The sequence below is a fragment of the Pseudomonas sp. ME-P-057 genome (assembly GCF_030208975.1).
Taxonomy (GTDB): domain Bacteria; phylum Pseudomonadota; class Gammaproteobacteria; order Pseudomonadales; family Pseudomonadaceae; genus Aquipseudomonas; species Aquipseudomonas lutea.
Window position 1 is genome coordinate 37,818 of record NZ_JARVSX010000026.1, and the last position, 13,245, is coordinate 51,062.

8 protein-coding genes are annotated in these 13,245 nt (G+C 61.2%); 4 read left to right on the top strand and 4 right to left on the bottom strand.

The genetic code is table 11. From position 1 onward, the window contains the following. Positions 1–9: 9 nt before the first annotated feature. On the top strand, positions 10–549 hold the full coding sequence (locus QRN48_RS14630; RefSeq protein WP_037017756.1) for a single-stranded DNA-binding protein: 540 nt from the start codon (positions 10–12) through the stop codon (positions 547–549). A gap of 90 nt (positions 550–639) precedes the next feature. Here QRN48_RS14630 and QRN48_RS14635 read toward each other — a convergent pair whose 3' ends face one another. From QRN48_RS14635 to QRN48_RS14645, 3 genes are read right to left on the bottom strand one after another with little or no spacing between them, the layout of a single operon-like run. After that, entirely contained in the window at positions 640–1,119 is a 480-nt protein-coding gene (locus tag QRN48_RS14635; RefSeq protein WP_285351337.1) for a nuclear transport factor 2 family protein, read from the bottom strand. Between the two features lie 48 nt (positions 1,120–1,167). Continuing rightward, the gene (locus QRN48_RS14640; protein WP_191945611.1) at positions 1,168–1,746 is read right to left on the bottom strand and encodes a TetR/AcrR family transcriptional regulator; all 579 of its coding nucleotides are present in this window, start codon (positions 1,744–1,746) and stop codon (positions 1,168–1,170) included. 55 nt (positions 1,747–1,801) lie between these two features. Then, on the bottom strand, positions 1,802–4,156 hold the full coding sequence (locus QRN48_RS14645; protein ID WP_285351339.1) for an FdhF/YdeP family oxidoreductase: 2,355 nt from the start codon (positions 4,154–4,156) through the stop codon (positions 1,802–1,804). A gap of 235 nt (positions 4,157–4,391) precedes the next feature. Here QRN48_RS14645 and QRN48_RS14650 point away from each other — a divergent pair, with 235 nt between their 5' ends. Beyond that, a complete protein-coding gene (locus QRN48_RS14650; protein WP_285351411.1) occupies positions 4,392–6,527 on the top strand; it encodes a mechanosensitive ion channel family protein in 2,136 nt (711 codons plus the stop codon). Positions 6,528–6,891: 364 nt separating this feature from the next. Here the strand turns inward: QRN48_RS14650 and QRN48_RS14655 are convergent, their stop codons facing one another. Next, positions 6,892–11,205 (bottom strand): DNA glycosylase AlkZ-like family protein, encoded by a 4,314-nt coding sequence (locus tag QRN48_RS14655; RefSeq protein WP_285351341.1) that lies wholly within the window; start codon positions 11,203–11,205, stop codon positions 6,892–6,894. 177 nt (positions 11,206–11,382) lie between these two features. On the opposite strand from QRN48_RS14655, the gene QRN48_RS14660 reads away from it, so the two are divergent. Next, the gene (locus QRN48_RS14660; RefSeq protein WP_191945614.1) at positions 11,383–12,267 is read left to right on the top strand and encodes a sugar nucleotide-binding protein; all 885 of its coding nucleotides are present in this window, start codon (positions 11,383–11,385) and stop codon (positions 12,265–12,267) included. Next, complete coding sequence (locus tag QRN48_RS14665; protein ID WP_037017773.1) at positions 12,260–13,189, top strand: NAD-dependent epimerase/dehydratase family protein; 930 nt, start codon at positions 12,260–12,262, stop codon at positions 13,187–13,189. The genes QRN48_RS14660 and QRN48_RS14665 overlap by 8 nt, the downstream gene beginning before the upstream one ends. The last annotated feature ends 56 nt before the right edge of the window (positions 13,190–13,245 follow it).

Consider the following 13,245-nt stretch of genomic DNA (forward strand, 5'->3'; position numbering starts at 1 on the left):
GAGAACGTTATGGCCCGTGGGGTTAACAAAGTCATATTGGTCGGCACATGCGGCCAGGATCCCGAAGTCCGCTACATGCCTAACGGTAATGCCGTGACTAACCTGAGTCTGGCAACAAGCGAACAGTGGACCGACAAGCAAACCGGTCAGAAGGTCGAAAAGACCGAATGGCACCGTGTTTCGATGTTCGGCAAGGTCGCCGAAATCGCTGGCGAGTACCTGCGCAAAGGTTCGCAGGTCTATATTGAAGGCAAGCTGCAGACCCGCGAGTGGGAAAAAGACGGCATCAAGCGTTACACGACTGAAATCGTTGTCGACATGCAAGGCACCATGCAATTGCTGGGCGGCCGTCCTCAAGGCGATGGCGCTCCTCAGGGCCAGGGTGGTGGCGGTTATCAGAACTCCCAGAACTCCGCGCCGCGTCCACAGCAACAGGCGCGCCCGCAGCAGTCCGCCCCTCAGCCACAGCGTGAGTCGCGCCCCGCGCCACAACAAGCGCCGCAGCCGGCTCCTGATTTCGACAGCTTTGACGACGACATTCCCTTCTAAGAAGCGCGTCATCCAGGCACGTGAATAACGTAAACAAAAGCCCCTGCACAGTTTCGCTGTCGGGGGCTTTGTTTTGGGGCTGCGGGTTGGCTACAAGCCCAACTCTGACAAGCCTGGATGGTCATCGGGGCGGCGGCCGAGGGGCCAGCGAAATTTGCGCTCCGCTTCCTTGATGGGCATGTCGTTGATGCAAGCGAAGCGACGTGCCATCAGGCCGTCTTCGTTGAATTCCCAATTTTCATTGCCGTACGAGCGAAACCAGTTCCCGGAGTCGTCGTGCCACTCGTAGGCGTAACGCACGGCGATTCGGTTGTCGGTAAATGCCCAGAGCTCTTTGATCAGGCGGTAATCGAGTTCCTTCTTCCACTTGCGGGTAAGAAAGTCCTTCGCCTCGTCACGGTTCTCGACGAATTCCGCACGGTTGCGCCAGCGCGTGTCGAGCGTGTACGCAAGAGAGACCTTCTGCGCATCGCGGCTGTTCCAGCCGTCCTCAGCCAATCTAACCTTCTCGATGGCGGATTCGTGGGTGAAAGGGGGAAGTGGCGGGCGAGTCTGAGCATTGGACGACATGGTGGACCTCCAGGCAGGGTTGTATCGGCGTTGGTGAGATGTCTTGGACTAGGCCTCAGCGGCCAAGTGTTTTTCGAGAATCAGTCGCGCGACGGCTTGGGCGTTGTCAGCACTGCTGTAGTCGCCCATTACGCGAGCAACCGTAATCGCGCCCTCCATGAGGATCAGTAGCTGATTGGCTAAGGGATCGGGGTCGGCAATGTCCAGCTGTTCACACAGTTCGAGCGTGTAGGCGAGCAGCTTCTGCTTGTGCAATTTGGCGATCAGGCGGATCGGGTCTTGAGGATCGCCCACTTCGCCTGCGGTGTTGATGAACGCACAACCGCGAAAGCCTTCGGATTCGAACCAGCCCTTGAGGACCGTGAACATATTCAGGATGCGCGCCCGGGCGTCGGGCGCCTGATCGGACTCGGCGCGAAACCAGTTCATCCAGCGCACGTCACGCGCGTTTAGCGCAGCAGCGGCTACTTCATCTTTGGTAGCGAAGTACCGGTAAATGCTCTTCCTCGCGACGCCGGACGTCTTCACCAGGAGATCCATGCCCGTGGCCTGGATTCCGTTCTGATAAATGAGCTGTTCAGCGGTCGCGAGTATTTTTTCGCGGGTGATACTCGTTGATGTATTCATGCCTCGAAAGGTAGAACGTCCGTTCTCCCTCGTCAAGGCATTGGCCGGAAATACCTCAATGCACCTGATCAGCTTCTGGCAGGGCGCGCTTCAATACGGCCGCGTCGGGGGTGGCTTTAACAAGCGTTACCGGGATGGATTTTGCTGCGGGCACTTTGCTGCGGTCGGCGTGGTGCCAGAGCGGCACGAGTGCGTTGCATTCCGGGTAATACGCCGCGCAGCAGGCTTCGGGGATGTCGTACGCGATGATCTGCAATGGTCCTACCGAGCGGTGAACCTGCGGCTCGATCGCTGTAGTGACGGTGACCCAGCCGCCCGGCTCGAAGCCCATCCGGACCACGTCATTGCGATTCATGAAGATAACCGCCCGCGTCCCACTGACGCCGCGGAAGCGATCTTCGTATCCGTAGATGGTGGTATTGAACTGGTCATTGCTGCGTAACGTCATCAGCTGCAAGACATCGCGCCGATCATGGTTGGGGTAGACATCGTCGTTTTCCTCAAGCCGTTCAGGCGTAACAAACATCGCACGCCCGCTCTCCGTCTTCCATTCACGCTTCGCTGCGGGAATAGGCCGGTGGAAGCCGCCTGGCTCCCACATGCGGGTCTCCATGTCATGGAAGATCTCCGGGAAAACCTGCGCAATGCCCTGACGGATGAGGGCGTAGTTGCTGCGCCAGGCGTCCCAATCAATGCGCGCCGTACCGGGTAACGTCGCTTCCGCGATGCCTGCAAGGATCGTGATTTCGGCGCGCGCATGTTCGCTGGCAGGTTCGCTCTGTCCCCGCCAGGCCCGGACGCAGCCGGTGCTGTCTTCGGTGGTATTAACCTGCTCCACGCCATTTTGCCGATCCAGCTCGATGCGTCCCAGACATGGCAATATCCAGGCGTTTTTACCTGGCACCAGGTGAGTGCGGTTCAGTTTCGTGGCGATTTGCACGTTCAGGTCAAGCGTGTTCCAGGCGGGTTCCATCCGGGAGGTATCAGGAACGGCACGCAAGAAATTCCCGCCGAGCCCGATAAAGCCGCGCACGCTGCCGTCCAGAATGCCCTCGCACGCTTCAACAGTATTCACGCCTTTGTTCTCAGGAACTGCAAAGCCATACAACTCCTGAATCTTGTCCGCTGGCACCTTTTTCGGGTCTTCGGTGATGCCAACGGTGCGCTGCCCTTGCACATTCGAATGGCCGCGCACAGGACAAATACCAGCGCCGCGCTTACCGATGTTGCCGCGCAGCAGGAGCAGATTGACCAGCATTTGAACGTTGATGACGCCGCGACGGTGCTGGGTGATGCCCATGCCGTAGATGATCATGACGCGCTCGTGTCTTGCGTAAACGGTAGCCACCGCCTCCAGCGCACTGCGGCTCAATCCCGCCTGACGTTCAATCGCCTCCCAGGGCGTTTCAATCGCGCGGTTGCAGAACTCACCAAAACCTTCGGTGTGCTGGGCAATGAAGGCCTGATCGATGATTCCAGGTCGTCCATTCGCAAGGGCTAATTCGTCCATTTCAAACAACGCCTTGGCGATGCCAAGAACAGCTGCGGTGTCGCCGCCGATCGCCAGCTGATGGTACTGCGTACTGATAATCGTCGACTTCGGCCCGAGCATTTCCACCGGGGACTGTGGATTGACGAAGCGCTCCAGGCCCCGCTCGCGTATGGGGTTGAACGTGATAATGGGCACATCGCGTTGCCGGGCTTCCTGCAGTTGGTGCAGCATTCGGGGGCTGTTGCTGCCCACGTTCTGCCCGAAAAACAGGATGCAGTCAGTGTGTTCGAAGTCGTCCAGCGTGACGGTGCCTACCGGCACGCCAATGCTCTCCTGCAAACCCACCGACGTGCTTTCGTGGCACATGTTCGAGCTGTCGGGCAGGTTGTTGGTGCCGTATGCGCGTGCGAAGAGCTGATACATGAACGACGTCTCCAGCGACGCCCGGCCGGAGGCATAGAACACAACACTGTCCGGCGTCATGCCTTTCAACTGCGCACCGATATCCCGATAGGCTTCGGCCCACGAAGTTTCCTGATACCGATCAGTCGCGGCGTCGTAGCGCATCGGATGCGTGAGGCGACCTTGTTGTTCAAGGTCGTAATCAGGCCACTGGCGCAATTCGGTCACGGTATGACGAGCAAAAAACGCGGGATCGGTTTTCAGCGACGTCAGCTCCCAGGCAGTGGCTTTTGCCCCGTTTTCGCAAAATTCAAGGCTGTGCGGCTTGCCGGGCTTGGCCCATGCACAACTGACGCAGGCAAAGCCGTCAGGTTTGTTCTGCTTGATCAACGCCACGCCTGCACGAACCATTGCCTGCTCGCGCCAGAGGATCTCCGTCACTGACTTCGCCGAACCCCAGCCGCCAGCTGCGGAGGTATAGGGGCGATAACGTGCTTTGGGATGGATGAGCGTCATGGAGAGGTCCTCGGCATAGCGGGCGCACTGGAGACAGTCGCCTTCGTAGAATCTACGACGAAGCGCTTTGGTAAAGGTTCGTTACATTTCGCCGTCAGCAGACCGCCAACGATGAACATGACGATCGGGTGATCGGAGCGAACTTGCCCCGGCGAATCCGATCAGTTCCATTAAGCCGTTTTTTCTGCGGTTAGCTGACCGAGGAGTGACTTGAGTTTTGCCGAACTTCAAATCCATGCTGTTTATTGTCCTGCTGCTGACCGTTGGCAGCATTCCTGTGTTTGCTGCTGATGCCCCGGCCGCAGCGTCTGCTCCGGCTGCCGCCCCCGCCGACGCTGCCCCGGAGGACCCCGCCAAAGCGGAGATTCTGGTCAAAGGCGGTCTGCTGGGCGCCATTAGTACCAGCATCGACAGCGTGCAAGACAAACTGGACGTTGATAGTCACCTGCTGGACTCGTGGCGCCTGCGCGCAGACCGGGCGGCCGACGAGATCGACGCACTGGTCAGCAAACCCCAATCGCGGCCCACGTGGCAGATCGCCGGCGACTTCGCGATGCTTTCTCTGGTGTGGGCGGGGGCCTTCATTGTGCTCAACCGCATCGGCGCATTCATCGCGGCGCGGCTGGCACGTCATCGGTTTCTGGCCAGGCGCACCCGGGTACTTGGGGTTTTGGGCTATGTATTACCGTACACAGTGCCTGCACTTATTTGCCTGCCGCTGACACTGTACGTGAGCCACTTCATGCCAACATCGGTCGGGCGCGCGCTGGCGCTGTGTCTGGCCTATTCGACGAGCAGCGGTATCTTCTCCACCTCGGTGCTGCTGTCGCTGATCATGCTGTTCAACTGGGACCACAAGCGGCGGGCCGTGGGGATCATTCGTCATTACGCACCGCACCCGCTGTTCATCATTGGATTTCTCGCTGCGCTGAGCGACGCGCTGACCAGCCCGCAGATCGCCAGGCTGTTCGGTGGCAACGTGACCACCAGCATTGCAGCGGTGACCGGGCTAATGGCCTCGCTAATCTTTGGCATCGTCGTCGTCCGCATGCGCCGCCCCGTTGCGCATCTGATTCGCAACCGCTCATTGAGCGCACGTCTGGCCCGGCCAGCGGTGCAGCAAACGCTGAAAATCTTCTCTAACCTGTGGCACTTGCCGATTCTGTTGATGGTGCTGGTCTCGGCAGTGAGCCTGATCGGCGCTGGCGAAGGCAGTCAGGAGGCCCTGCGTTGCGCATTGCTGACTACCGTGTTGCTGATCGGCGCGGTGTTTCTCAGCACGTTGTTTCAGCACATGTTCAAGCCTACCCAGCAGCACACCGGGCGCGTGTACAAGGAGCGCCTGTTAAGTTTGTTGCACGCGGTCCTGCGCATCGCACTGGCTATCGGCTTCATCGAGTTGCTGGGGCGAATTTGGGGGATTTCTCTGTTCGAATTTGCTCAGCGCAATGCCTTGGGGAAAGTCATCAGCGACTCGTTGAGCAGCATCGGCCTGATCCTGTTAGTGACCTGGCTGCTTTGGGTGGTCATGGACACAGCGATTCAGGAAGCGCTGAAGCCACCGACAAACGGACGTTCGGGGCATCAGCCGAGCACTCGGGTCAAGACCATCCTGCCGCTGCTGCGTAACGCCATGAAGATCATTCTGGTGGTGATCTGCACCATCACGACCATGGCCAATCTGGGCATCAATGTTGCGCCGTTGCTCGCAGGCGCCGGCGTCGTCGGTCTGGCGATTGGCTTCGGATCACAACAGTTGGTCCAGGACGTCATTACCGGGCTGTTCATTATCATTGAAGACACCATCTCCATCGGCGACTGGGTGGTGCTGGATTCAGGCCATGCCGGCACGGTGGAGAGCCTGACGATTCGCACCCTGCGCCTGCGTGACGGGAAGGGCTTCGTGCACTCGGTGCCATTCGGGCAGATCAAGGCCGTGACGAACCAATCCAGACAGTTTGCATACGCTTTCTTCTCGTTCCAGTTCACCTACGACACAGACGTCGACTCGGCGACTTCACTGATTCGCGAAGCGGGCCAGGCGATCAGCGATGATTTGCTGCTGTCGAGCAAGCTGCAAGGCCCGCTGGAAATTTTCGGGCTGGACCGCATGGACATGAACGGTATCGTGATCACCGCGCAGTTCAGAACTTCCTCGGGTGGGCAGTACGCGGTGAGTCGCGCGTTCAATGACCGACTCAAGCGGCTTGTGGATAAATCAGACAATGTCCGGTTCGCCCAAACTTATCCACAGCTGGTAATGAGCCCCTACAACCGCCAGGCGCCCGGCGAGGAAAACGCTGCTGAGCAGGCGGCGCTGCCGGGCAGTGCATCAGTGGTTAACAAGGACGGCTCAGAAAGTCCAGCTTGACGTAAGCAGTGGCGGGCGCCGTTTCAGGCGATCGAAGGCACCATGGCTGGCGCTGATAGGCTGCAAGGGCGCGCTTGCCCGCTAAGGCGTCAGCACATCCGACCTCGTACGTGCCTGGCGCACCGGGTTCGCCAGCAAGCCGGCTCCTACAGATTTGCGTACGCCGCACATTTCAGAGGCTGCCTGGATCGACTGTAGGAGCGCGCTTGCCCGCGAAGGCGTCAGCGCATCCGACCTCGTACGTGCTTGACACCCCGCTTTCGCCAGCAAGCCGGCTCCTACGCATTGGGGGGGCAATCTCACATCATGAGCGATGTTCAGCATGGATGCGCCCAACCTACCTGAACTACCTGAACTACCTGAACTACCTGAACAACCGATCCCGCACCTGCAGCATCAGCGCCTCATCCACCTCGCCCCAATAGTGCGGCTTGCCAGCGATGATCGCGGCGATAGGGATGCCATCGCGATACACCAGTTTGTTACCCACCACCGCCGGGACTTTCGCACCGGGTAGCAAGGTGCCGGCGAGGTTGAGCGGGTCGACTCCACTGACAGCGACAAGGCTGCCATCCGGCGGACGTTTGCGGACTTCCCGCAGCAGAGGAATAGCCTCGGGCAGGGCAAATTGTTCACCCGCCAGCCCTGCCACAAAGCGACCACCGCGAATCTCGCCCCGCGCTTCGAGACGATGGAACGTGCGCAGCAACTCGCGCCACGTCGGCAGCCATTCGGCCTCTCGTTCCAGCAGCCGCCAGAACACCACGCCGTATCGGCGCAGCAAAGTCATCGCGATGTGCTCCAGAGTGTCGCTGTCGATCCGCTGCGAAGCGCCTTCCGCCTTCGCCGGGGCGCGGCGCAACAACGCCCAACGCCCAGCGTCGTCCATGCCGCCGATGAAAGCGCCGCGGTTGCGGCGACTGGTGTGACTGGTGCGCTTGCTTGCCGGCGTAATCAGCGCCCGTAGTCCGGCGAAGCTGTCCGCGTTGACCAACCCTGCACCGACCAGCTCCTGCAGTGCGGTTTCCAGCTCGGCGCGCAACAAGCGAGCTTCGCTGGTGAGCTCATCAAAAAACATCGCGCCTTGACTCGACAGCACTTCATGAACCCGTTGAGCCCGCAGTGACAACTCGGTCGGCGCCGGCTGCTCTGTCAATTCGGTCCACAAACGAACCTGCGAGCGCGGCAGAAGCACAATCGGCGTACTGCGCAGCGCGGCACTCCCCACCTTGCTTCGGCTGGTCAGACGCATCCATACCACCTTGCCGGACCGACACAGGTCGTCCAGCCAGATCGATGAATAGTCCTTCAAGCGTGCGGGAAGCAGCTCACTGTCCCACGCGCCGGCCGCAGATGGAAAACCCTCAAGCTGGGCAACGACCTCCGGGAGCGCCGCTTTGCCCTGGCTCTGGGTAGAGGCCGAAAGGTGCTGCCAGTCAAACAGAAACCGGGTGAAATCCTGCAGCGACACCGGTTCGATTTCCCGGCGCAGACGCTTGACCGTGTAACGGTGGATACGCGAAAGCAGATGCCGCTCACACCATTCTTCCGCGCGGGCGTCAGGGTTGAACTGGCCGCGCAGCACGTACCCCTCGTTCTCCAGCCGCGCCAGTGCCTGTTCCACCTCGCTGGAAGTCAGCGCCAGCGGCTCGGCAATCGCCTTAACGGTGAGTGGGCCGAATCCGCCGAGCCGCGCGCGTACCAATTCCAAGCGCGCTTCCTCCTCATTCCAGGCTTCATCGAACCCGGGCAACACCGCCAGCGGCGGGTGCATTTCGGCGGCAGGATAGACCGCTTGCAGACAGCTCAGGCGCTCGAGCGGGATCCACAGGGCCTGATCGGGCGTGATCTGCAAGCGCGTGGCGCGTCCTGAGCGGGCAAGGCTTTCCAGCCATTTCATCCAGTCGCCGTGCTCGCGTGCTTCAACGCCCGTAATGCACCCCAGCGTCATCAGCGCCTCATGCATCTCGTCGACGTTTTGCGGCTGCGGCCAGGCTTCTTCCGCTACCGCTTTGATCGCGTCGGCGTCCAGCGCACCGAGGTCGTCGGAGGATTCCGGGTCGGTCCAGCGTCGATTGAGCACCGCCTGGGTGCGACGCTCTTCCAATGGTGCGTTGTCCAAAAACGCGTATGGCTTGGCGTTGAGTATTTCGGCAGCCAGCGGGGAGGGTGCCGGCAGGTCACGGCTGACCAGACGCACCTCGCCGTTCTCCATGCGTCGCAGCAATGTCAGCCAGCCCTCGGCATCCATGGCCTCGTGCAGGCAATCGTCCAGGGTCTGCTCAATGAGCGGGTGCTCTGGCACTTCGCGCTCGCCCACCAGATTTTCCAGGCAGGCGATCTGATCCGGGAACAGCGTAGCGATCAGGTCGTCGCTCTTGATTCGCTGCAACTGAGGCGCCACCTTTCGCCCGCCGGCGTAGCGCGGCAGGGCCAATGCCACCCCGGCGTTCCAGCGCCAGCGCACACCAAAAAGCGGCGCATCCAGTACGGCTTGAATCAGCAAGTGCTCAGCGGTGCTGGAAGTGAGATAACGCCAAACCTCATCAAGCGTGAAGCTGTGGACCGTGGACAATGAGAGCACGATGGCGTCTTCGCTGGCGGCGGCCTGTAGCTCGAAGTTGAAGGTGCGGCAGAAGCGCTTGCGCAACGCCAGCCCCCACGCCCGATTGACCCGGCTGCCAAACGGCGAGTGAATCACCAATTGGGTGCCGCCGGACTGATCAAAAAAACGCTCCATGACCAGCGTGTCCTGAGACGGCAACGCTCCCAGAGCCGAATGCGCGCGGGCCAGGTATTCGACGATCTGCTCAGCGCTGGGGAGGTCCAGGCCCAGCGAGTTCATCAGCCAGTCGGTGCAGGGCTGCAGGTCGCCGGGGTGGGCGCTGAGCTGTTGATCGATATCGGCCTGCAACCGTGCAACGGCGAAAGACAACTCGTCGCTGCGCCCTGGCGCCTCGCCCATCCAGAACGGAATGTTTGGCGGCATACCATGGGCGTCCTCGACGCGGACGCGGCCGGACTCCACCCGCAGGATCCGGTAGGAAGTATTGCCTAGCTGGAAGATATCGCCCGCTGCGCTTTCCACGGCAAAGTCTTCGTTGACCGTGCCGATGTTCAGCGCCTTGGGTTCGAGGACCACGCTGTAATCGGCGTTGTCCGGGATCGTGCCGCCACTGGTGACGGCTGTGAGTTTGCTGCCGCGTCGGCCGCGCAAGGTGCGTGTCACCGCGTCACGATGCAGATAAGCCGCGCGTACGCCCTGGCGACCGGTATAGCCCTCGGCGAGCATGCTCAATAGCGCCTGATAATGGTCCTCGTCGACATCGGCGTAGGGAGAAGCCTTGCGGAACAGGCTTAGCAATTCATCTTCCTGCCACTCCTGACAGCTGACCTCGGCGATGATCTGCTGCGCCAGCACATCCAGCGGCGCCTTGGGGATGACCAACGTGTCGAGCTCGCCACGACGCACACAATCCAGAAGCGCTGCACATTCAATCAGATCGTCGCGCGAAACAGCGAACAGTCGACCTTTGGGTGTCCCGCCAACGTGGTGGCCGGAGCGACCGACACGCTGCAAAAAAGCCGCGATGGAGCGGGGCGAGCTGATCTGGCACACCAGATCGACGTCGCCGATATCAATGCCCAATTCCAGCGACGCTGTAGCGATCAGCACCTGGAGGTCGCCGCGTTTGAGGCGCTGCTCGGCATCCAGCCGTTGCTCCTTGGCCATGCTGCCGTGGTGCGCGGCGACCGCATCCTTGCCCAGGCGCTCGCTCAGATGCCGAGCCATGCGTTCGGCCAGGCGCCGTGTGTTTACAAACACAAGCGTGGTGCGGTGTTCTCGCGCGAGTGTCGCCAGCCGGTCGTAAACCAGCTGCCAGACGTCGCTGGACATGACCGCGCTCAAGGCAACCGGCGGCACTTCGATAGCCAGGTCCCGTGGCCGCGCATGGCCAATGTCGACGATGGCGCACGGGCGGGTGACCGGGTCGCTGCCCACCAGAAAACGCGACACCCGCTCGATGGGCTTTTGCGTCGCAGACAGCCCGATGCGCAGCAGCGGCTTTTTGCACAGCGCCTGCAGTCGCTCCAGCGTCAGGGCAAGATGACTGCCGCGCTTGCCGGCCGCGATGGCGTGAATCTCATCGACGATGACGGTCTGTGCGCTCGCCAGCATACGCCGGCCGGAGTCGGAGCCCAGCAGCACATAAAGCGATTCCGGCGTCGTGACCAAAATGTTCGGCGCGGTCTTGCGCATGGCCGTGCGTTCTTTCTGCGGCGTGTCCCCGGTGCGCACGGCGGTGCTGATGCGCAGCCCGGGCAGGCCTTGTTGCTCCAACTGATCAGTGATGCCGGCCAACGGATTTTGCAGATTGATCTGAATGTCATTGGACAACGCCTTAAGGGGCGAGACATACACCACGAACGTCTCGTCCGGCAGCTCGCCGCCATTTTCCAGGCCTTGATGCACCAGGTCATCGATAACCGCGAGAAACGCCGTGAGGGTTTTGCCGGAACCGGTGGGGGCGGCGATCAACGTCGATTGGCGCCGTTTGATCAACGGCCACGCCTGGGCCTGTGCAGCCGTGATGGCCGGAAATGTAGAGCGAAACCACGCGCTGACCGCCGGATGGAAGGCGTCGAGCAAGGGGTCGGGCGTTTGCGGAAGGTTCATGCCCAATTAATGCGGGCGCATGCGCACAGATGCAAGGGCCAGTGATCGGGCACGTCATCAGAGCCCAAGTGCAGGCGCGCTGGCCCGGGGCAGTTGGGACTTGCCCGTTGACGTGTTATGTTTGCGGACGTTTTTCACCTATTTTTAATCGATCTGAAGACTGAGCCTGCTGACTCTATGCGAATGCGCCTTATGCTGTTGGGCGGCGGGAATGCCCTTGGGCAGGCGTTGATTCGTCTGGGTGCCGAGGAGGACATTGGTTTCCTCGCACCGCGTCCACCGCAAGACGGTTGGGATGCGGCAAGCCTGACGCAACTGCTCGATGACACCCGCCCGGATGCCCTGATCAATCTCGCCTACTACTTCGACTGGTTCCAGGCGGAGCGGGTGAGCGCCGACAGGCTGGACAATCAGGAACGCTCCGTCGAGCGTCTGGCCGAGCTGTGCCAGCACCACAATATCGTTCTCGTTCAACCCTCCAGTTACCGGGTTTTCGACGGTTCGCGGGCCACGGCCTACAGCGAAAAAGATGAACCCGTACCGCTGGGCTCTCGCGGCCAGGCCTTGTGGCGCATCGAGCAGAGCGTGCGCGCGACCTGTCCGCAGCACGTGCTGCTGCGCTTCGGCTGGCTGCTGGACGACAGCGCCGAGGGTGTTCTGGGACGCTTTCTGACTCGCGCCGAAACGCCCGGTGAGCTGCTGCTGGCAGATGACCGTCGTGGTAATCCGACGCCGGTCGATGATGCCGCCAGGGTGATCATTTCGGTGCTCAAGCAACTGGATTGCGCGGCGCCGTTGTGGGGCACTTATCATTACGCGGGACATGAAGCGACCACGCCGTTGGCATTCGGTCAGGCGGTGTTGACCGAAGCCCGGTTGACGCGCACGTTGGCGATTGAAACACCCACTGCGCAGGCCCATGCTGCGCGCCCGGACGCCAGCGAAGAACCGCAAAACGCCGTACTGGCCTGCAAGAAAATCCTCCACACTTTCGGTATCAAGCCACGCGCCTGGCGCGCAGGCCTGCCCAACTTACTGGACCGCTATTACCGCCATGTCTGACGCCCCTGTCCTGATCACCGGCGGCGCCGGTTTCATCGGTTCGCACCTGACCGACGCGCTGCTCGCCAAGGGCTATGCCGTACGCATTCTCGACGACCTGTCCACGGGCAAACGCAGCAACCTGCCGCTGGACAACCCGCGTGTGGAGCTGATCGAAGGCGATGTGGCTGACGCTGAGCTGGTGGCCCGTGCGGCGGTGGGCTGCCAGGCCGTTGCGCACCTGGCTGCGGTGGCGTCGGTGCAGGCTTCGGTCGATGACCCGGTGAAGACCCACCAAAGCAACTTCATCGGCACGCTGAATGTCTGCGAGGCGATGCGGCAGGCGGGCATCAAACGGGTGGTCTTCGCGTCCAGCGCGGCCGTTTACGGCAATAACGGTGAAGGCGAGGCGATTACCGAGGACACTCCGAAGGCGCCGCTGACCCCTTACGCCTCAGACAAACTGGCCGGTGAGCAGTACCTGGATTTCTATCGCCGCCAGCACGGTTTCGAGCCCGTCGTGTTCCGCTTCTTCAACATCTTCGGCCCGCGCCAGGATCCTTCTTCGCCCTATTCAGGGGTGATCAGTATCTTCGCGGAGCGCGCCGTGAAGGGCCTGCCGATTGCGGTGTTTGGCGACGGCGAGCAGACGCGCGACTTCTTCTATGTCCAGGACCTGGTTGATCTGGTGGTGCAAGGCATCGAGAAACCAGTGGTGGAGGAGGGAGCGGTGAACGTTGGCTTGAACGCGACGACCTCGCTGAACCAACTGCTGGCAGCCCTCGCTGACGTGGTGGGTAATCTGCCCACAGTCAGCTATCTGCCGGCGCGCTCGGGTGACATCAAGCATTCGCGCGCCAGCAACCAGCGGCTGCTTGCGCGCTTTGACGTGCCTGAGCCGACACCGCTGAAAGTCGGGCTGGCGCGTCTTCTGGGCCGCTGATACTGCGCAACAAAGAAAGGCACCGATGAGGTGCCTTTTTCATGCCTGACCGCACG

Bases quoted from the DNA above. Each gene is read 5' to 3' on its own strand.
- QRN48_RS14630 (WP_037017756.1), top strand. From the start codon at position 10: ATGGCCCGTGGGGTTAACAAAGTCATATTGGTCGGCACATGCGGCCAG.
- QRN48_RS14635 (WP_285351337.1), bottom strand. From the start codon at position 1,119: ATGTCGTCCAATGCTCAGACTCGCCCGCCACTTCCCCCTTTCACCCAC.
- QRN48_RS14640 (WP_191945611.1), bottom strand. From the start codon at position 1,746: ATGAATACATCAACGAGTATCACCCGCGAAAAAATACTCGCGACCGCT.
- QRN48_RS14645 (WP_285351339.1), bottom strand. From the start codon at position 4,156: ATGACGCTCATCCATCCCAAAGCACGTTATCGCCCCTATACCTCCGCA.
- QRN48_RS14650 (WP_285351411.1), top strand. From the start codon at position 4,392: ATGCTGTTTATTGTCCTGCTGCTGACCGTTGGCAGCATTCCTGTGTTT.
- QRN48_RS14655 (WP_285351341.1), bottom strand. From the start codon at position 11,205: ATGAACCTTCCGCAAACGCCCGACCCCTTGCTCGACGCCTTCCATCCG.
- QRN48_RS14660 (WP_191945614.1), top strand. From the start codon at position 11,383: ATGCGAATGCGCCTTATGCTGTTGGGCGGCGGGAATGCCCTTGGGCAG.
- QRN48_RS14665 (WP_037017773.1), top strand. From the start codon at position 12,260: ATGTCTGACGCCCCTGTCCTGATCACCGGCGGCGCCGGTTTCATCGGT.